This window comes from Actinomadura spongiicola (assembly GCF_003432485.1).
GTDB classification, from domain to species: Bacteria; Actinomycetota; Actinomycetes; order Streptosporangiales; family Streptosporangiaceae; genus Spirillospora; species Spirillospora spongiicola.
In genome coordinates, this window is sequence record NZ_QVNQ01000001.1 from 310,680 (window position 1) to 330,010 (window position 19,331).

15 protein-coding genes and 2 tRNA genes are annotated in these 19,331 nt (G+C 68.3%); 14 read left to right on the forward strand and 3 right to left on the reverse strand.

Features of this window, described 5'->3' with window-relative positions:
- Positions 1 to 76 precede the first annotated feature (76 nt).
- From gnd to D0T12_RS35190, 8 genes are all read left to right on the forward strand, one after another.
- Entirely contained in the window at positions 77 to 1,114 is a 1,038-nt protein-coding gene (gnd, locus tag D0T12_RS01505; RefSeq protein ID WP_117397418.1) for a phosphogluconate dehydrogenase (NAD(+)-dependent, decarboxylating), read from the forward strand.
- 128 nt (positions 1,115 to 1,242) lie between these two features.
- Positions 1,243 to 2,367 carry a DNA replication/repair protein RecF gene (recF, locus tag D0T12_RS01510; RefSeq protein WP_117397419.1) on the forward strand — a complete coding sequence of 375 codons (1,125 nt, stop codon included), beginning with the start codon at positions 1,243 to 1,245 and terminating at the stop codon, positions 2,365 to 2,367.
- Between the two features lie 16 nt (positions 2,368 to 2,383).
- Entirely contained in the window at positions 2,384 to 2,950 is a 567-nt protein-coding gene (locus D0T12_RS01515) for a DUF721 domain-containing protein (protein ID WP_407642028.1), read from the forward strand.
- Positions 2,951 to 3,389: 439 nt separating this feature from the next.
- The gene (gyrB, locus tag D0T12_RS01520) at positions 3,390 to 5,327 is read left to right on the forward strand and encodes a DNA topoisomerase (ATP-hydrolyzing) subunit B (protein ID WP_117397420.1); all 1,938 of its coding nucleotides are present in this window, start codon (positions 3,390 to 3,392) and stop codon (positions 5,325 to 5,327) included.
- A gap of 299 nt (positions 5,328 to 5,626) precedes the next feature.
- Positions 5,627 to 8,131 carry a DNA gyrase subunit A gene (gene gyrA / locus D0T12_RS01525; RefSeq protein WP_117397421.1) on the forward strand — a complete coding sequence of 835 codons (2,505 nt, stop codon included), beginning with the start codon at positions 5,627 to 5,629 and terminating at the stop codon, positions 8,129 to 8,131.
- 66 nt (positions 8,132 to 8,197) lie between these two features.
- A complete protein-coding gene (locus D0T12_RS36305; protein ID WP_233525792.1) occupies positions 8,198 to 9,280 on the forward strand; it encodes a DUF3566 domain-containing protein in 1,083 nt (360 codons plus the stop codon).
- A gap of 67 nt (positions 9,281 to 9,347) precedes the next feature.
- A tRNA-Ile gene (locus D0T12_RS01535) sits at positions 9,348 to 9,424 on the forward strand.
- An 82-nt stretch (positions 9,425 to 9,506) separates the two neighbouring features.
- Positions 9,507 to 9,567 (forward strand) — tRNA-Ile (locus D0T12_RS35190).
- 516 nt (positions 9,568 to 10,083) lie between these two features.
- Here D0T12_RS35190 and D0T12_RS01540 read toward each other — a convergent pair.
- Positions 10,084 to 10,866, reverse strand: a complete 783-nt coding sequence (locus D0T12_RS01540) for a hypothetical protein (RefSeq protein ID WP_117397422.1) — start codon at positions 10,864 to 10,866, stop codon at positions 10,084 to 10,086.
- 1,112 nt (positions 10,867 to 11,978) lie between these two features.
- A complete protein-coding gene (locus tag D0T12_RS01545) occupies positions 11,979 to 12,329 on the reverse strand; it encodes a VOC family protein (protein ID WP_117397423.1) in 351 nt (116 codons plus the stop codon).
- Between the two features lie 255 nt (positions 12,330 to 12,584).
- Between D0T12_RS01545 and D0T12_RS01550 the strand changes: the two genes are divergently transcribed.
- The 3 genes from D0T12_RS01550 to D0T12_RS01560 all read left to right on the forward strand — a co-directional run bounded on the left by D0T12_RS01550 (position 12,585) and on the right by D0T12_RS01560 (position 15,230).
- Positions 12,585 to 12,818: a hypothetical protein gene (locus D0T12_RS01550; RefSeq protein WP_117397424.1), complete on the forward strand. Its 234-nt coding sequence runs from the start codon at positions 12,585 to 12,587 to the stop codon at positions 12,816 to 12,818.
- A gap of 485 nt (positions 12,819 to 13,303) precedes the next feature.
- A complete protein-coding gene (locus tag D0T12_RS01555; protein ID WP_233525793.1) occupies positions 13,304 to 14,221 on the forward strand; it encodes a helix-turn-helix transcriptional regulator in 918 nt (305 codons plus the stop codon).
- A 52-nt stretch (positions 14,222 to 14,273) separates the two neighbouring features.
- Complete coding sequence (locus tag D0T12_RS01560) at positions 14,274 to 15,230, forward strand: DMT family transporter (RefSeq protein WP_117397994.1); 957 nt, start codon at positions 14,274 to 14,276, stop codon at positions 15,228 to 15,230.
- Between the two features lie 457 nt (positions 15,231 to 15,687).
- On the opposite strand, the gene D0T12_RS01565 is transcribed toward D0T12_RS01560, so the two are convergent.
- Positions 15,688 to 17,481 (reverse strand): M64 family metallopeptidase, encoded by a 1,794-nt coding sequence (locus tag D0T12_RS01565; RefSeq protein ID WP_117397425.1) that lies wholly within the window; start codon positions 17,479 to 17,481, stop codon positions 15,688 to 15,690.
- 481 nt (positions 17,482 to 17,962) lie between these two features.
- On the opposite strand from D0T12_RS01565, the gene D0T12_RS36310 reads away from it, so the two are divergent.
- The 3 genes from D0T12_RS36310 to D0T12_RS01575 all read left to right on the forward strand — a co-directional run bounded on the left by D0T12_RS36310 (position 17,963) and on the right by D0T12_RS01575 (position 19,325).
- Complete coding sequence (locus tag D0T12_RS36310; protein WP_233525794.1) at positions 17,963 to 18,082, forward strand: DLW-39 family protein; 120 nt, start codon at positions 17,963 to 17,965, stop codon at positions 18,080 to 18,082.
- A gap of 79 nt (positions 18,083 to 18,161) precedes the next feature.
- Positions 18,162 to 18,878 (forward strand): HAD family hydrolase, encoded by a 717-nt coding sequence (locus tag D0T12_RS01570; protein ID WP_233525795.1) that lies wholly within the window; start codon positions 18,162 to 18,164, stop codon positions 18,876 to 18,878.
- Positions 18,879 to 19,028: 150 nt separating this feature from the next.
- Complete coding sequence (locus tag D0T12_RS01575; RefSeq protein WP_117397427.1) at positions 19,029 to 19,325, forward strand: hypothetical protein; 297 nt, start codon at positions 19,029 to 19,031, stop codon at positions 19,323 to 19,325.
- Positions 19,326 to 19,331: the final 6 nt, after the last annotated feature.

Here is a 19,331-nt window from a genome sequence, read left to right on the forward strand (position 1 = left end):
CACCCCCACAGGACGGCGACCCGCGCGGGGCCCCGGGCTCGCGCGGCCCCACCGGCGACCGCGCCCTGGAGCCCGCATCCGCGAGCGCACCCGGGGCCGCCCCTCGGACGACGTACCGCGGGGGAGCCGCCCGCACGGCCGCGCACGCGCGGATACCTGGCGACGTGCAGTTACGCAGAGGGAGAGTGTCATGGAGCTTGGGATCATCGGTCTGGGCAAGATGGGCGGCAACATGGCCGAGCGGCTGCGCCGCGGCGGCCACACGATCATCGGCTACGACCGTGATCCGGACGTCAGTGACGTCGGTTCGGTGGAGGAACTGGTCGAACGGCTGTCCCCGCCGCGCGCCGTGTGGGTGATGGTGCCCGCGGGCAAGCCCACCGAGGACACCATCCACAGCCTGGGGGAAGTCCTCCAGCCTGGTGACCTCGTCGTGGACGGCGGCAATTCACACTATGTGGACGACCAGAAGCACGGTGAGCAGCTCGCCGCGAAGGGCATCGGGTTCGTCGACTGCGGTGTGAGCGGCGGCGTCTGGGGTTTGGAGAACGGCTACGCGCTGATGGTCGGCGGCGACGACGACAACGTGAAACGGCTGATGCCGATCTTCGAGACGCTGAAGCCCGAGGGGGAGTACGGCTTCGTCCACTCCGGCAAGATCGGCGCCGGGCACTTCGTGAAGATGGTCCACAACGGCATCGAGTACGCGATGATGCAGGCGTTCGGCGAGGGCTACGAGCTCATCGAGGCCAGCGACCTCGTGACCAGGGTGCCGGAGACGTTCCTGAGCTGGCAGGAGGGCACGGTCATCCGCTCCTGGCTGCTGGACCTGCTGAACCGCGCCCTCGCCGCCGACCCCGAGCTGGACGATCTGCGCGGCTACGCCGCCGACTCCGGAGAGGGCCGCTGGACGGTCCAGGCCGCGGTCGAGCACGCCGTTCCGCTGCCCGCGATCAGCGCGTCGTTGTTCGCCCGGTTCGCGTCCCGCCAGGACGACTCCCCCGCCATGCGCGTCGTCGCCGCCCTCCGCAACCAGTTCGGCGGCCACGCCGTCCAGGGCGTCGGTGACGATGGCGACTCCCCCGGCGCCGACGTGACTCCCCCGTCCGTCTGACCGGAGACTCCGTCCACAGGCCGCGTCCCCAGGCTCGTCGACAGGGCTTGTCGACAAGGCTTGTCCACAGGCTCACGTCCGTGCCCCACGAGGCTGTAGGGGCGGCGGAGGCTCTACGCTCGTGTCTCGTGCACGTCGCCCACCTCTCCCTGCAGGACTTCCGCTCCTACCCGACCGCCGAGGTCGCGCTGGAGTCGGGAGTCACGGCGTTCGTGGGGCCGAACGGGCAGGGAAAGACGAACCTGGTCGAGGCCATCGGATATGTCGCCTCGCACGGCAGTCACCGGGCCTCGACGGACGCGCCGCTCGTCCGGCACGGCACGCCACGCGCGATCGTGCGGGCCGGGGTGGTGAAGGACGACCGCAGGGCACTGATCGAGCTTGAGATCAACCCGGGGAAGGCGAACCGGGCGCGGCTCAACCGGTCCCCGGTCCCCCGGCCGCGCGACATCTTGGGGATGCTCCGGACGGTCCTGTTCGCCCCTGAAGACCTGGCGCTCGTCAAAGGCGACCCAGGGGAGCGGCGGCGTTTCATGGACGAACTGCTGACCGCGCGGGCTCCCCGGTTCGCGGGCGTACGTTCCGACTTCGACCGCGTCCTCAAACAGCGCAACGCCCTGTTGAAATCGGCGGCCGCGCACAGGCGCTCGCCCGGCCCTGAGGTGCTCGCGACGCTGGACGTGTGGGACTCGCATCTCGCGCGAACCGGTTCGGAGTTGCTGGCGGCGCGTTTGAGTCTCGTCGAGGCGATCCGTCCGCTCGTCGTCCGCGCCTATGCGGCACTCGCCCCAGGCGGTGACGAGGCCGACCTGCTCTACAAGAGCTCGTTGGGGGACGTGGAGTTGTCCACAGACCGTGGAAAACTGGCCGAACAGTTGCTGACGGCGGTAGGCGAGTCGCGCAAACAGGAACTGGAACGGGGAGTGAGTCTCGTCGGCCCGCATCGGGACGAGCTCGTCCTGCGGCTGGGGGAGCTGCCCGCGCGGGGCTACGCCAGCCACGGCGAGTCGTGGTCGTTCGCGCTGGGGCTGCGTCTCGCCGCGTTCGACCTGCTCAGGGCCGACGGCGACGACCCGGTGCTGATCCTGGACGACGTGTTCGCCGAGTTGGACACCGGGCGCCGCAGCAGGCTGGCGGAGATGGTCGCCCCGGCCGAGCAGGTGCTCATCACGGCGGCCGTCCCCGCCGACGTCCCCGCCGAACTGACGGGGTGCTCGTATACCGTCTCCGACGGCCAGATCGTGCGCGATTGACCGGGAGGGCGAGCGCGTGAACGACGACCCACAGGATGTGCACAACTCCCCCGAGCCGTCCCCGGACACGAACGCGGACACGGACACCCCTTCGACGAAGCCGGAAAGCGGGGTGTCGGGAAAGTCCGGGATCGAGCTGGCCCGCGAGGCCCTCGCCCAGGCGAAGGCGGACGCGGTGAAACGCGGCTCCGTCCCCGGACAGAAAGGCAGGCGCAGAAGCGGGGGACGCGTCGTCCGGGTGAGGGAACCGGGACGCGGCGGTGACCCTAAACTGTTCGGCGCGGCGATCCGTGACCTGCTGGCCTCCCGCGGGTGGGAACAGCGGGCCGCGGTCGGCGGGGTGTTCGGGAACTGGCCCGGCATCGTCGGCGCGGAACTGGCCGAGCACACCCGCCCGGACCACTTCGAGGACGGCGAACTCACCGTCGTCGCCGATTCGGCCACGTGGGCGACACAGCTTCGACTGCTGTCGTCCACGCTCGTCCGTCGCCTGAACGAGGAACTCGGCCACGGCACCGTCCGCCGGGTCAAGGTGGTGGGCCCGTCCGGGCCGCGCCGCACCGGAGCCTGGCGCGCCCGATAGATCGGTGGACCGCGTCCATGTCGAGCCGAGCCCCGAAATCCCTTGTGGCCAAGGGGCGACGCGCGGCTCGACGTGCCCGGGATCGGCGCGTCCACAGCGGGGATGAACGTCGGTGGCGGATGAGAACATCTGTTCGGGGTGCCAGACGGTGATTCAACGGCGAGCGGCGCGTAGGCCAATGAACACCCCCAACCCTGTAGGGGGATGTGTCTCCAGGGACGCTGGGCCGCCACACGCGCACACAGCGCTCGACAGTGCCACTTTTCGTCGTGTCACCCGGTAGAATGGAATCGGTTCAGGATGCTGCGCCGCCAACGGGTGCCCAGGGCTCTGACCGAGCACGACGCAGAGCACGCGGGCGCCCTCTCATGTGTGTTCGGGGCACACCGTGCCTCCCTCGGGCGCGGAGCGGCAGACATCCCCGGCAGGAGGATCTCCTTTGGCGTACGACGCTAGTTCGATCACTGTGCTTGAAGGGCTTGAGGCGGTTCGCAAGCGCCCTGGCATGTACATCGGCTCGACCGGTGAGCGCGGCCTGCACCATCTGGTCTACGAGATCGTGGACAACGCGGTCGACGAGGCCTTGGCGGGATATGCCGACGACATCGTGGTGACCTTGCTGGCCGACGGCGGGGTGAGCGTGCTCGACAACGGGCGCGGCATCCCCGTGGGCGAGCATCCCGTGGAGAAGCGACCGGCGATCGAGTTGGTGCTGACCACGTTGCACGCGGGCGGCAAGTTCGACGGCAAGTCCTATGCCGTTTCGGGCGGTCTGCACGGGGTGGGCTCCGCGGTGGTGAACGCGCTGTCCACCCGGATGGAGGCCGAGGTCCGCTGTGACGGCCACATATGGCGGCAGTCGTACACGTGGCAGGGGCCCGAGACCGAACTTCGCAAGGGGGAGGAGACCGACGAGACCGGCACCCTCATCAGGTTCTGGCCGGACCCGGAGATCTTCGAGACCACCGAGTGGAACTTCGAGACGCTGTCGCGGCGCATGCAGGAGATGGCGTTCCTGAACCGCGGCCTCGCCATCACCCTGCGCGACGAACGTCCCGACCATGTGAACGGCGAGCCGAACGTCATCCGCTACCACTATGACGGCGGTATCGAAGACTTCGTCCGCTATATCAACGCGCGCAAGGACGCCGTCCACGAGTCGGTGGTGTACTTCGGCGACGACACCACGGGCATGTCGATCGAGATCGCCATGCAGTGGAACTCGTCCTACGCCGAGTCCGTCCACACGTTCGCGAACACGATCAACACGGCGGAGGGCGGCACCCACGAGGAGGGGTTCCGCGCGGCGCTGACCACGATCGTCAACCGGTACGCCCGCGACAAGGGCCTGCTGCGCGACAAGGACGACAACCTCACCGGTGAGGACGTCCGCGAGGGCCTCACCGCGATCATCTCCATCAAGCTCGCCGACCCGCAGTTCGAGGGGCAGACGAAGACCAAGCTCGGCAACACCGAGGCCAAGTCGTTCGTCCAGAAGGCCTGCAACGAGCACCTGCGCGACTGGTTCGAGGAGAACCCCGGCGAGGCCAAGGAGATCATCAACAAGGCGTCGCAGGCGGCGCGGGCGCGGGTGGCGGCGCGGCAGGCCCGTGACCTGACCCGCCGCAAGAGCCTGCTGGAGTCGACGTCGCTGCCCGGCAAGCTGTCGGACTGCCAGTCCACCGACCCCGGTAAGTCGGAGCTGTACATCGTCGAGGGCGACTCGGCGGGCGGTTCCGCCAAGGGTGGCCGCGACCCGCACTTCCAGGCGATCCTGCCGATCCGCGGCAAGATCCTCAACGTGGAGAAGGCCAGGATCGACAAGATCCTGAAGAACAACGAGGTGCAGGCGATCATCACGGCGCTGGGCACCGGCGTGCACGACGAGTTCGACATCGCCAAGCTCCGCTATCACAAGATCATCCTGATGTCGGACGCGGACGTCGACGGCCACCACATCAACACGCTGCTGCTGACGCTGCTGTTCCGGTTCATGAAGCCGCTGATCGAGGCCGGGCATGTGTACCTGTCCCAGCCCCCGCTCTACAAGATCAAGTGGGATGCGCGGGGCACGGAGGCCGACTACGCCTACTCCGACGCCGAACGGGACGCGATCATCGAGGCCGGTGTCGCCGCCGGTAAGCGCGACCCCCGTCCCCGCGACCTCGTCCAGCGCTTCAAGGGCCTCGGCGAGATGAACGCCAACGAGCTGTGGGACACCACGATGGACCCCGACAACCGGGTCCTGCTCCAGGTCCAGCTCGACGACGCCGCCCAGGCGGACGAACTGTTCAGCGTGCTCATGGGCGAGGAGGTCGAGCCCCGCCGGGAATTCATCCAGCGCAACGCCAAGGACGTGCGCTTCCTTGACATCTGAGGACGGCCCACGCCGAGCTCCCAGCGGCCGGACGGCCAAGCTCCCGATGACCCGCCCCTTAGCGGCCAGGCGTCCCGAGCCAGTGCCCCCGGCCGCCGGAGACGGAGTCCCCCGGCGGACGCGCCCGCAGCCCACGGTCAAGGCCGGTCGGGCAGCGCGAAGCGTCCGGCCCGGACACCGGCGGACGACCGGACCGCGATGGGAACCCGCGACGAAGGGCCCCGCGGACGGTTGAGTTCCCGGCCTGACTCCCACAGGCGACCGTACTTGCATCCCAACGAGCAGAAGAGGTCTTCAGAGTGACGGACGTGACCACAGAGGGCGACGGCCCCGGCGAACGGATCGAACCCGTCGACATCCAGGTCGAGATGCAGAAGAGCTATCTCGACTACGCGATGTCGGTCATCGTCGCACGTGCGCTGCCCGAGGTCCGCGACGGCTTGAAGCCCGTGCACCGCCGCGTCCTGTACGCGATGTACGACGGCGGGTACCGGCCCGACCGCGGATACTTCAAATGCGCCCGCGTCGTCGGCGACGTCATGGGGAACTACCACCCGCACGGCGACTCCGCCATCTACGACGCGCTGGTCAGGCTGGCACAGCCCTGGTCGATGCGGTACCCGCTGGTCGACGGGAACGGCAACTTCGGCTCGCGCGGCAACGACCCCGCCGCGGCCATGCGCTACACCGAGTGCCGCATGGCGTCCCTCGCGATGGAGCTGCTGCGCGACATCGACAAGGAGACCGTCGACTTCTCCCCCAACTACGACGGCCGCTCGCAGGAACCGGACGTCCTGCCGTCCCGGTACCCGAACCTGCTGGTCAACGGGTCCGCGGGCATCGCGGTGGGAATGGCGACCAACATCCCGCCGCACAACCTGCGGGAGGTCGCCGAGGGCGTCCGCTGGTACCTGGACAACTACGGCGCGTCCGACGAGGAACTCCTCGAGGCGCTGATCGAACGGGTGAAGGGCCCCGACTTCCCGACCGCCGGGCTGATCGTCGGCCGTAAGGGCATCGAGGAGGCGTACCGCACCGGCCGCGGCTCCATCACGATGCGCGCCGTCGTCGAGGTCGAGGAGATCCAGGGCCGCACCTGCCTCGTCGTCACCGAACTGCCCTACCAGGTCAACCCCGACAACCTCGCCCTGAAGATTGCGGACGGGGTGAAGGAGGGCAAGCTCGACGGGATCGCGGACGTCCGCGACGAGACGTCCGGCCGGACGGGTCAGCGCCTCGTCATCGTCCTCAAGCGCGACGCGGTCGCCAAGGTCGTCCTGAACAACCTGTACAAGCACACGCAGCTCCAGGAGACGTTCGGCGCGAACATGCTCGCGCTGGTCGACGGCGTGCCCCGCACGCTGCGGATCGACCAGTTCGTCCGGCACTGGGTCGCGCACCAGGTGGAAGTCATCGTCCGCCGCACCCGGTTCCTGCTCCGCAAGGCGGAGGAGCGCGCCCACATCCTGCGCGCCCTGCTGAAGGCCCTCGACCGCATCGACGAGGTCATCGCCCTGATCCGCCGGTCGCCGTCCGCGCAGGAGGCGCAGCAGGGCCTGATGGGGCTGCTGGAGATCGACGAGATCCAGGCGCAGGCCATCCTCGACATGCAGCTGCGCAAGCTCGCCGCCCTGGAACGCCAGCAGATCACCGACGAGTACGACAAGCTCATGGCGGAGATCGCCGACTACAACGACATCCTGGCCTCGCCGGAGCGGCAGCGCCGGATCGTCGGCGACGAGCTGGCCCCCATCGTCGAGAAGTTCGGCGACGAGCGGCGCACGCAGATCATCCCGTTCGACGGCGACGTGTCGTACGAGGACCTCATCGCCGAAGAGGACGTCGTCGTCACGATCACCCGCGGCGGCTACGCCAAGCGCACCCGCACCGACCTGTACCGGGCGCAGCGGCGCGGCGGCAAGGGCGTCCGTGGCGCGCAGCTCAAGCAGGACGACATCGTCGACCAGTTCTTCGTCACCACGACGCACCACTGGATCCTGTTCTTCACGAACAAGGGCCGTGTCTACCGGGCGAAGGCGTACGAACTGCCCGACGCCGGACGTGACTCCCGCGGCCAGCACGTCGCGAACCTCCTGGCCTTCCAGCCGGACGAGCACATCGCCCAGGTCATGGACCTGCGCGACTACGAGGTGGCGCCCTACCTCGTCCTCGGCACGAAGAAGGGCCGCGTCAAGAAGACCGCGCTCCAGGACTTCGACTCCCCCCGCACCGGCGGCATCATCGCGATCAACCTGGTCGAGGACGACGAGGTCATCGCCGCGCGGCTCGTCTCCGCCGACGACGACCTGCTGATGGTCTCCACCGGCGCCCAGGCGATCCGCTTCCGCGCCGACGACGAGTCGCTGCGACCGATGGGACGCGCCACGTCCGGCGTCATCGGCATGCGGTTCGACGAGGACCAGGAGGTCCTCAACATGCTGGTCGTGCAGGACTCGTCCCAGGACGTCCTGGTCGCCACCGAGGGCGGCTACGCCAAGCGGACCCCCATCGACCAGTACCCCTTGCAGGGACGTGGGGGTAAGGGCGTTCTCACCGCTAAGATCGTGCAATCTCGCGGAATGTTGGTCGGCGCTCTGATGGTGGGCCCGGACGACGGTGTGTTCGCGATGACGTCCAACGGCGGCGTCATCCGTACCACGGCCGCGGAGATCAAGCAGTCCGGCAGGCAGACCATGGGCGTCCGCCTGATGAACCTCGCGGACGGGGACAGCGTGGTGGCCATCGCGAGGAACGTAGAGTCCATGGAGGACTCAGACGAGGCAGAGGGGAGCGACGGTGAATGACGCACACCACTCCGGTCGCGTCATTTCCTTCGCCTTCGTCACCGAACCGCTAGGCCAGGAGGACACGTGAGCACCGAGCCCGGCAAGAGCAAGGACGGGCCCGGCACGGATGAGCCGGACGGTCCCGCCGAGAAGCCCGGGGCCGAACCCGGCGCCAAACGCCCCCGTAAGTCGTCCAAATCGGGCAAGGTGGTGTCCGCGGCGTCCGCCAAGCCGGGCCGGGACGAGGCGACCGTGGAGATCACGCCCGGCGCGGACGAGACCAGGACCGACCTGACCAAGGTCGACGAGCCGGTGAAGAAGACCGACTCGCCGGAGATCGCTCCCGTCGAGGACACCACCGAACCGCCCAAGGACGACAAGCCCGTCGACTCGACACCGTCGACGGGCACCCCGGCCGAACCCGCTTCGCGTCCCACCGACCCGGCGCCCTCCGACAAGTCGTCCACCGGACGGCCCGCCGGTTCGACCTCGGGAAGCGCCACACCCGCCCGCTCCACCTCGACCGCCACGTCGACGTCGACCACGCCCAGCCGCTCCTCCGGCCCGGCCGGAAAGCCGTCCGACCCGCCCCCCGCGGGACGGAAGGAGAAGCTGAAGAGGCCGTTCAGCACGTCGCGACCGAGCGGCTCGCCCAGCATGAACTCCGGCTCCGGCACGTCGTCGTCGGGCGGCTCGAACCGCCCGGGTTTCGCCGGGACCGTCCTCGAAGACCGTCCCCCGTCGACGAGCCCGGTGAAACGCCCGTCCACCACCACGACCGGCGGCAAGTCGGCCCGCAAGGCCCAACTGCAACTCGCCCGGCTCGAACCGTGGTCGGTGATGAAGTTCAGCTTCGTCATGTCGCTGGTCTGCTTCGTCGTCCTCCTCGTCGCGGTGATCGTCCTGTACGCGATCCTGTCCGGCCTGGGGGTGTTCGACGCCATCAGCGACACGATCAACAGCCTCACGAAGGAACAGGGCGAGTCGACCGGCAGCGTCGACGCGGGCAACTGGTTCTCCTTCTTCCGCGTCTTCGGCTACACGGTCCTCGTGGGCGCCCTGAACGTCCTCCTCATCACCGCCCTGTCCACGGTCGGCTCCGTCATCTACAACCTCGCGGCGGACCTCGTCGGCGGCGTCGAAGTGACCCTCAAGGAGGCCGAGTAACCGATTTCCGGTTGCCCTGCCAGATGGGGTAACCTCACGTTGCGCCGCCAGCACAGCGGCACAACCCGGGCCTATAGCTCAGTCGGTTAGAGCGCATCCCTGATAAGGATGAGGTCGATGGTTCAAGTCCATCTAGGCCCACCAGCTCAAGCCCCCACCAAGTCACCGGCGGAGGCTCTTGACAGCGGTAGTGACAGCAACGGCTCAGCTCTCCGCCGTCCCGAACGGCTCCCCCGGTAAGAGCACCTGTCTTATATATACAGGCGGTCGTGGGTTCAATCCCCACCGATCCCAGGCACCTCGGTAAGGCCTGCCGTTTCCGCGCCTTGAAGCTCGTTCAGAACCAGCCGTCCAGCGGCCTCCCTCGCCGTCGCCGGGCTTGCAGGCGGTCGTACCGATCCTTGATCGCAGGGCTACCCGCCATCAACACGGCAGCGTAAAGGTGCCCCTGCCTTGGCATCATCGCCCTGTGCGCGTTCTCGCTGCTCGCCGGGTGTGTCGGTAGTGCGGCCACTGTGGCCGGACCGTGTCAGCCGCGACTGCGGTCTCGCGCACCCCAGACACGCCGCGCGGCATCGTCGACGACGGAATATGGGTGGACGGCGGAGAGCCCCGCCGGTCATCGACCAACGGGACTTGTCCGCGTGATCTCTCGCAGCCGCGGCCTACCGCACGACCTTCAGCGCGGGCCGCCCGATGCCGTGGTTGTGGACAGAACCTTGCCGGGCATTAGCGCACGTCTGTCGGAGTGGGGTCTCGGCCGCCGCGCAGGCCTGGCAGCATCCGGCTGTGCGGGAGCCGCGTCAGCGACCCTTGTTGGCGTACAGGCAGTAAGCGGTGCCCTGCCCGACCAGGAGGTTCGACCAGACGTCCCGGACCTTGAACGTGACCGTCTGGTCGTAGTAGTACGGGTCTTCGCTGATGTTATGGACGTATCCGGTGTCGGACCAGGATCCGGATTCGGACACCGTGACCCTGCGGGTCACGAACGGCCGGTCGTCCCCGTACGGGCCGGAGAACCGCGGGCTGTTCTTCTCCGCCTGATGCGTCGTGAGCCAGCGATACTCCGTCTGAGTTGGACGGTTCTGGGCGAAGTTCACGCCCGTCGTGGTCGCGGTGATGGTACGCGCCTCGGGGTCACAGCGAAGCTGGACCGTGGTGCGCTCGTCACGGCTGCAGGACGCATCACGGTATGTGTACTGGACCCCCTCCGGGGTGAGGAGCGACACCCGGACGGTCTCGCTGTAGAAGGCATAGTCGGAGGCGTTCCAACTTCTTGTGTAGCCCGCGACGTCCACATTCGGGTCGGACCCGGTGGTCATCGGCACCGAGACGCTGCTACCCGACTCCGGAAGCGGGCCGATCGCGCCGCCGGTCGTGACCCGGCTGCCGGTCAGGACCGTGAACCTCACGACGAAGGATCGGTTCGAGATGAACGGCCCGGTCAGCCGGGTCGAGATCCGGTTGGTCGCGCTGTCGCAGGTGATGGACGCCGTCAGAGAGGCGGCGTTCGCCGTGCCGGTGCTCAGGACCCCGACGCCGAAGGTCGCCATGGTCAACGCCAGCAGAGCCGAGCGCATGCGCATGCGGCTTCCTTTCTCGTACTTCGTGCTCGAAATGGCCGTCGGTAGCCTCCCCGACCACGCTGCGACGGCTCTGCGGGAGCGCCGCCGCCCACTGCGCACCGGCTGCCTCTCCCCCGGCAGTACGGCCGCCGGTCTACGGCAGCGGTCCCGAGCGGCTTAGTCGAGGAGCTCCACGAGAACTCGCCCCACCCGTTCCGCCAGTAGGCGCCGCACCCGACGCTCGCCCCCTTCGAGCGTCCCGGGCGGACGCGGCAGGGGCCGGATGCACGCCCGTCCGGTCCGCCTCGTTCGTCTCCGTACTCGTCGACGCGCCGGCGGTGCGCCAACACGAACTGCCGGAGCCCGAACGACCAGCGAAAAGGCCGACTTTCACCACGACCGACTTCTCCCGCAGCACGCCCCCGGCGCCCGCCCCCGCGGCGGTCTAAGGGCGCGGGGGACTTTCTGGCACAGCTGGATGTTCACACCAGAGTCGCGCTGTCATCACGGTCAGGCGGCTGGTCGGCGCAGGTCAAGGGTGAAGTGGGGCGATCTTCCACAGGTTGTGGATAACTCGATGCGCAGTCTCGGAGTTGCCCCTTGAGTTGGGTGTGGAGGTCGCGGACGAGCCCGATGTCGATCTCGGATCTCAGGTAACCCGAACCGGGCGCGCACTTCCAGTCTGATCACCCGCGGTTGGGGACATGGCTGGGGATTGTCGGTGGGCAGCGTTGTCCACCTGTCGACCGGGGTTGTGGAGGCCGGTCGTCCACAGTCTGTGAAAGGGGTGTGGGGGAAGGTGTCGCGCAGGGGGCTTATCCGCTGGTCAACGCGTTATCCACGGTGTGGACGAGTGGTCCCACCGGTTGGGGACGACCTGGGGAAGAATGGTGGACAGTGTGATCGCCGGTTGTGCCCAGGCTGTGCACAAAAGTTATCCACAGGTTGTGGATTCCGTGCATGGCCCTCCGCTCTGACCGATGCTGGAGGGGACGACGAGTCAAACGTCGCGAATCCCGTGGAAGAGCGGGCTGTTCTGGGGATCCGTCTGTGGACGCGACCCCCTCGAACGCCTGCCGACGTGGCGAAGGAGGTGTGTACGGAGGTTGTCCCCAGCCTGTGGATAAATAGGCCTAGAGGTCCTTCGCCACCGGATGGCGCGGCTCGTAGATCGGCAACTCCCCGCCGCCGGGCAGTCTGATCGCGGCGAGCAGACCCCAACTCTGCTCGGTGACGGGCACGTCCACCTGGACGCCACGGGCGCCCAGCCCTTCGAGCGTGCTCTGGATGTCGTCGCACATCAGATAGAACTCGTGCCGCGGCTCACCTTCGGTGGGGTGGGCGGCGAGTTCGGCCGGTGGCAGTTTGAAGATCAGCCAGCCGTGGTCCGCGTCGACGTTGGCGAACCCCAGGACGTCCCGGATGAACGCTCGGTCGGCCTCGGCGTCGCGGCTGTAGATGATGACATGCGCCCCGTTGATCATTAGTCCCCCTCGATCCCCTGTTCCGATCCTTTCCCGGCGGTACGTGCCGAACCGCCGGAACGAGGGAGGTGGTCCCCGGCACCCTGTACACGGCCGTCCCGTTCCGGCTAAATGGCCTCATGACGTCAGCCACCGCGCCACGCCCGGCCCCGCAGGAACCTGCGGGTTCGCGATGGCCCGGCGCCGGTGCGGGAAGGCCCCGAAAACCCCTCCTCACCTGCGAACACCAGTTCGAATGCGTGCTAGTCTCCCGGCATGGGGAAGCTGCTGAACGAGCCGATCCGGGCCGAACACGACACGGTGGGCCGGCTCACGGCCTACGAGTGGCGGGGGACGCGCTACGCCGTGAACGAGGTCCTGAAGACCTACGGGACGGCTCCGGAGGGCCGGGTCTACCGCGTCCGCGTCACGGGCGCCGAAGGCGTGGCCGTCGCGGAGTTGGGCCGTGACGAAGACCGATGGCGGATCCGGCACGTCTTCTCGGCCTGACGAGCCTCCCCTCGGCCCGCCGGCTCGCAGCCTGACACCAGTTCCATCGCCAAGCGACGTGACACCGGTGGCCGCCCACGGCGTTTCGCACCGGCTGGAGACCCCGGTGGCCCTGCCTCCGCCACAGTTCGTCATGAGCCGGTGGGCACAGCGCGACCACATCATCTCGTCACGGCTCGGCGTGCTCTTTAGGGAGCGCTGCCGAGGACGTCGTGTCCTGGGTGCGGGTCGCCGGTCAGGAGTTCCGGCAGCCGGTCGGAGCGGCGTGCTCTTCCAGTCGCGTTGCCGAGGACGTCGTGTCCTGGGTGCGGGTCGCCGGTCAGGAGTTTCGGGGGTTGGTCGGAGCGGCGTGCTCTTTCAGAGGCGTTGCCGAGTACGTCGCGTTCCGGGTGTGGGGCGCCGGCGAAGAACCCCGGAAAGGCGGGGCGTTGATGGGCTGGCGGCCTTCGGCGGGGGCTCGGTTCGTCCAGGGGCAGGGGAGAAGTGTGTATCGAGCTGACGAACTCCAGGATGAGCGGCCCGCCGGGGGGAGAGTGGCGGGCGGGCGAACCGATGATCGGACGCTGTGGACGCGGGTCGACGGGATTCAAGGGGCGCCGCTCGACCTGCTGTTGGCGCGGATCGGCCGTCGACACTACGCGCCGCACATCCACGAGGAGTACGCCATCGGCGTGACCCTCTCCGGCTTGGAGACGATGCACTACCGAGGCGAGCGCATCTACTCCGATGCCGGAACCGTCGTCATCGTCGAGCCGGGAGAGACGCACACGGGTGGTCCGGCCTGTGCCGAAGGGTTCTCCTACCTGTGCCTCTACCCCGGGGCCGGGTTGCTGGGCGCCGCGACGACCTCCGACGAGGAGCCGGTGTGGCCGCATTTCCGGGAACCGATCATCGACGATCGGCAACTCGGTGAGGCGCTGCGGTTCGCGCACCGGGCCCTGCGGCTCGGCCAGGACGCCTTGGAGGGCGAATCCCGACTGCTCGGGGTGCTCGGCACACTCGTCCGGCGCCACGGGGGCTCGGGTCCGGTAGAGGTTCCGCGGCACCGGCGGGCCGACTCCACCCGGATCGCCCGATTGGTCGCGGCACGCCTGTCCGACGAAATGCTCGACCCGCCGACCCTCGCCGAGGTCGCCGCAGACCTGGACCTCTCGCGCTACCAGTTGCTGCGCGCGTTCCGTGACGCTGTGGGCATGCCGCCGTACGCGTGGCTCGCCCAGCATCGGGTGACGCGGGCCCGAGCGCTGCTGGACGCCGGACACCGGCCCGCGGAGGCGGCGACGCTCGTCGGGTTCGCCGACCAGGCGCACCTCACAAGATGGTTCCGGCGTGTCGTGGGCGTCACACCCGGCGCGTACCGCAACAGCGTTCAAGACGGCATCGTCCGGTTGCGCGCATCCTGATTTCCGTTACCCCGGTCGTGCAGCGACGGGTGGACGGAGAACGGAGGTCGTGGTGAGTCGTCGTGGCTGGGTGCTGTTCGCGCTGATGAGCGTCATCTGGGGCACGCCCTACTTGATGATCAAGGTGGCGGTCGAGGAAGTCTCGGTGCCCATGGTGGTGTTCGCCCGGACCGCGCTCGGCGCCGCCGTCCTGTTGCCGCTGGCGATCCGGGCCGGGCAGTTGGACGTCGTCCGCCGACACTGGCGCCCGCTCCTGGTGTTCACCGCCGTGGAGATCCTCGGCCCGTGGGCGCTGCTGTCGGACGCCGAGAACCGGCTGACCAGCTCCATGACCGGGCTGCTGATCGCCGCCGTGCCGATCGTCGCGGTGCTGGTGGGCATGCTCGCCGGCGACGGGGAGCGGCTCGGCCCGGTGCGGTGGGCGGGGCTGCTGGTCGGGCTGGCCGGTGTCGGTGTGCTGGCCGGGCCGCATCTCGGCGGTGGCAGCGCGTGGGCGATCGGCGAGGTCCTGCTCGTCGTGCTCGGCTACGCCATCGCCCCGGTGATCGCCGTCCGGCACATGCGGGACCTCCCCAGCCTGCAACTGGCCGCGTTCGCGCTGACCATCGCCGCACTCATCTACACCGTCCCGGCGGCCGCGACATGGCCCGGGTCGATGCCGAGCGGCCGTGTCCTCGTCGCCCTCGCCGGGCTCGGCCTGGTGTGCACGGCACTCGCCTTCATTCTGTTCTTCGAGTTGCTCCGCGAGGTCGGCACGTCCAGGGGCATGGTCTTCACCTACGTGAACCCGGCGGTCGCGGTCGTCGCCGGAATCGCCTTCCTCGGCGAGCCCCTCACCGGGACGATCGTCGCCTCATTCGCGTTGATCCTCGGCGGCTCCGTCCTCGCCACCGCGAATCGCAGCGCGGACCGCCCCTCAGCGGCCCCATCCACGAAGACCACAGAGGATCAGGCGCAACACCGGCGCGACGTCCACAGCGAACAAAACGAAACCACCCAGCCAAGGTGACGGTTCGGGGCTGTACGGCCGGTAGCGAACATTCCGGCACCGGCCCGAACGCCTCGGCCGATCCAAGTGCCTGCCTCCTGGGCGTCACTCAGTCGAGGCCCACTCGGCGGTGCTGTTCCCGGGGGGGGTCTGTGTTGGGGAGGGAGCGGCATCGGCAAGGTGCTTGTTTGTGGTGCGGTCGGGCTGTGGTGTGCCCGTCCAGCACTGGCGAGGGAGATGTCCGCGCCGGGGGCAGAACTTGACTGGGCTGTCGGTGGAGTGGGGTTACGCCAGCCTGTGGCGAGCCTGTTGGGCATCAAGTCCATCAGATTCTGGGCTGGGTACCACGACGCCAAGAGGGGCCCAGAGGGTGCTTGAGGTGCGGGGCTTAAGTTCCGGCTTGTCGTGTGGTGGGTCGGTGTTTTGGCTGATGGCATGTCTTATCGGGTGAGAGTCGTAGTCGAAGGGGGAGAGGTGGCTAGCGGAGGGTGACGATGAACTTGCCGGGGGCTCCGATGTTGCCTGCGGGGTCGATGGCGCGGTACTCGATGGTGTGACGGCCTTTGCCGAGCTTGCCGTGGGTGAGGCCGTCGATGACGGTGCCGTTCTCGGTGAACAGCCAGGGGGCGGACGAGTCGGTCGGCCAACCGAAGTAGTTGAACCAGCCGTCCCCGTCGATGCGGAACTCGGAGACCACCACACCTGGACGGTCGTCCGAGCCGGTCAGGCGCATGGTGAACGGACCGTCGAAGACGTACTCGGGTGTACGGCCGGGACGTGTCCGGGTCTTTGCGGCCTTGGACAGTTCGTACTTCACCGTGGGGGCTTGGGCGTCGATCGTCCAGGTTCGGCTCTTGGAATCGACGCGTGCCACCAGCTGGTGGGTGCCCTTCGACAAGCGGAGCCGTCCTAGATCGATGTTCCTGTCGCCGCCGCTCACGCGTTTTCCGTCGACTTCCCATCGGACGACGGGCACGTTCTTCACGGGGTGAGTTGTTTCCGCGTATACGACCGAGTCGCTTCCGACGGGCTTGTCAGTCGGTGTGGACGAGCTGAAATCGACCGGTGCGTTGTCTGGCGGGGTGGTCACACGTGTGTCGACCGTCCATGTGCGTACCTGACGGAGCGCGGCCGACGAACGTATGGCCGGGTCCCGGACGAAGGCCGTTGGGTCGGTGACTGTGGCCTGGACGGTGTGCGTCCCCTCTTTCAGGTTCAGCTTCGACAGGTCGAGGTTCGTTTTGTTGTGCACGGTCTTTCCGTCCACCGTCCAGGTGACGGTCAACTGGTGACCGGTCGGATGCATCGTCTCCACCCACAGGACGCGGTCGTCGCCGACGGGCGCGGTCGTCGGGGTGTGGTCCTGGACGAGGTTGACCTTGGACGCGATACGTTCCGTCATCCGCTCACGCGAGACCTGGTCGAAGTAGTAGCCGAGTGACTTCATCATCGAGTGTTGGCTCGGCCGCCACACGCCCTTACTGAAGTAGAGCCCACCTTCGTAGCGTCCGATGGTTCCTCCGGATTCGCTCCGTTCACCGAGCCACCGCCACCACTTCTTCTTCTGTGACTTCATCTCCTGCTCGGTCAGCAGCGTGTGGTGGATGGATTCCGGCTCAGTACCGGTGTACGTCCCACCGGGCACCCCACGCTGGTAGTAGTCGTACTCGTCGTCCAGAGCACCCAGTGAGTGGCCGAGTTCGTGGGGTGCGATGAGAGCGGACATCGCGTTCCCGCCCGACGCCGTCGCGTAGGTGCCGCCCGCGCCGCCGTAGGTGTCGCTGTTGGCGAGGGCGAGGATCTGCCGGTTCGCCGTGGTCGTCCCCTGGACGAGGTCCGCGTACGTCTTGGCCGCCGCGGAGTCCATGAGGAGAAGTCGCTGGACGCCGTCCGTCCGGCAGTCGCTCCAGAACGCCATGCTCAGCGGCGTCTTGCGGCGTGGGGACGACAGCGACGGGTCGCAGCTCACCCCCGATTCCCCGGACGGTATCTCGACCGCGTACACGTTGATGTAGCTGCGGTACGACTTGAACGGCTCGATCGTCCACAGGTCATTGAGGTGTTCGGCGTAGTGGGTGCGGAATTTCGGCATGTCCGCCGGTGTGTACCCGTCGCCGAGGATCACCAGGTTGAAGCGTTTGGCGGGGTCGCCGGTGACCTGGACCGGCACGACCGTCGCGTCCTTGGGGTCCGCCGCTCGCGCGGGCAGCGCCGTCAGGGACAGGACGGTCACGGCCGCCGCCCCGATCGCCGTCGTCCGTCCCGTCCACATGGCAGACCTCCTCGCGGCGGCGCAGACGGCAGGCGGGGGGTGCCGCCCAGGGGGACGTTGCGCCCGACTCGTCCCGTTGATCAAGCGGGACTGTCCGGATTATCACCTGGGGATCCGGATTTGTCCCTACCGTTCCTCGCCCAATTGCCGCAAGGATTCGCATGGCCTGCCCACCGCCACAGGACGAGCGGCGCCGCGTCCCCGGTGACCTCGACGCCCCGGTAGGAACCAGGCCGTCCGATCGGTGCGCTCGTCCAACCGCAGAGGCTCGCCGATCAAGGGGGCCGCGACGGTCGTCCCGGCCAGGTGGCTTGGAGGTGACGGCACCCGCACCAAGTGTGGACGTTGGGTCCGATAACGGTGACGGGGTGCGGATCGCCCGGGAACGGTTGCTAGGCTGCGGAGAGCCCGGGGGGAAGCAGGCACTGAGGTAATCCTTTCCCCGGGGCTGAATGAATAGCCGAGGTGAAGGGGTCCCACCGTGAAGAAGTTGCTCATCCTCGCCGTCGTCGCACTCGGTGGTTTCGCTGTCTGGCGCCGGCTGCAGCAGGACCGCGCTGAGCTGGACCTGTGGACCGAGGCCACGTCGTCCGAAAACTGAACAACTTTCATCCGGCCTGTTCGCACGGGCACGGAGGATGACAAGCGTTCACCCAGAGACCGGCGATCAAGGCCCCGGCGTGAGCGAAGCAGCCCCGATCACCGTCGCCTGCCTCGATCTCGCCGGGACCACTGTCGTCGACGGCGACGCCGTCCGCACCGCCTTCGCCGAGGCGATCGCCGCGCTCGGGATCGTCTCCGGCACGGCGGCGTACGACCGTGCCCTGGCGCGCTTCGTCGACTCCCGCGGCACATCGAAGCTCGGTGTCTTCCGCTCGCTCTTCGACGAGGCCCGCGCCCAGGCGGCGAACCTGGCGTTCCAGCGTTCCTACGACGATCTCATCGACCGCCGCGGCCTGGAACCCGTTCCGGGCGCCGCCGACGCCCTCCTGCGGATCCGCGCCGCCGGTGTCCGCGTCTGCCTGTTCACCGGTTTCGGACGCAACACGCAGGCCCGCATCGTCGACACTCTCAATTGGTGGGACCGCGTCGACCTGACCCTCTGTCCCGAGGACGTGCCGCGCGACCGTCCGTGGCCCGACCTCCTTCTCACCGCCGCCCTCCGGCTCGGCGTGGATGACGTCCGCCACATCGCCGTCTGCGGTGACACCGCGAACGCCATGCTGTCCGGTCGCCGCTCCGGCGCGTCCATCGTGGCGGGCGTCCTCACCGGCGCCCATGACCGCGCCCGCCTCGTCGCCGCCGGCGCCACCCACGTCCTCCCCAGCGTCGCCGCCCTTCCCGCTCTGATCCTCCCCGCCCCCGTCGCCGACACGGTGACCGCCGACCACGGGTAGGCTTGCCCCGCCGCAGACCCGCGGGAAGCAAGGGGCTTTAGCTCGCTTGGCAGAGCACTAGCTCCCAGGTCAATCGGTGCACGACCAGGGATTAGCGCAGGTGGCCAGTGGTGCTGTAACCAGGTCTCTCGTCTCCGGTCAGGAGACGAGATGCTCACCAGCGACGCCCGCCGGACCCACTACTACGCCCGCATCACCGCGAGGCGCCGCGTCCGCAAAGCCACATGGAAGGCGTCCGGCGGCGACACCGCCCGGTTCGCCGAGATCACGCACGGCCACCTCGCCACCGGCTACCTCTACTACTACGACGAGCCCGCCCCCGCCTCGCGCAACGTGCCGTCGCCATCGATCTGGCGTCGGACGGCTGTCACCGCCCTGTGCGTGACGGCCTTCTACTGGCTCCTCGCCGCCCTAGTCTTCCTACTGGGATGGATCGGCTACCTATAGCCGGCC